This is a genomic window from Wolbachia endosymbiont of Onchocerca gibsoni (genome assembly GCF_029169405.1).
GTDB lineage: Bacteria > Pseudomonadota > Alphaproteobacteria > Rickettsiales > Anaplasmataceae > Wolbachia.
The window spans coordinates 786,671-787,194 of record NZ_JABUMP010000001.1 but is presented as its reverse complement, the minus strand read 5'-3'; the positions used below and the strand labels follow the sequence as shown (position 1 = coordinate 787,194).

Genomic DNA, 524 nt, shown 5'->3' with positions numbered 1-524 from the left:
CGTTCAGTATAATTTCATTCCATATAAATAGCTATCAAAATCATTCGTCATTCATTATGAAATCATTTTCGAACTAATCAGGTTCGTTGAAGATTCTTCCTACTTCCTCTAATGTGTGTTCCTTTCCATCCTTACCGAGGCCAAAATGCATTCTTAGAATTTTCTCTTCTTTTGGCGTTAAAATTGCAAGAACATTAGTTGTAATGACCCGTAAGTCAGCAAGTATTGCAGCATCTTCTGGTTTTGAAACTCGCTTATCTTCTATACAATCACCGTGCTACTGTCATCCTTTCCTGTTGGAGCCTCAAGACTTACCGGATCTCTTGCTATTTTCATAACTTTACGTATTCTTTCCAAGAGCATTCCAAGTTCTATACTCAATTCCTCTAATGTAAGCTCCTTAGCTTATTGAGGTATGTAGAATATATACTTTACATAAAAGACAGTAGCACAATCAGACGTTATATTATTTGACTTTTTATTCTTAGACTTTTGAGGTTACGCTTTTTTAAGATCTTGTAAGT

1 pseudogene is annotated in these 524 nt (G+C 34.5%); it reads right to left on the bottom strand.

The features are described 5' to 3' along the window. Window positions 1-85 precede the first annotated feature (85 nt). Window positions 86-402 (bottom strand): annotated as a pseudogene (locus tag HSX44_RS03110) (sigma-70 domain-containing protein); the annotation flags it as partial. Window positions 403-524 lie beyond the last annotated feature (122 nt).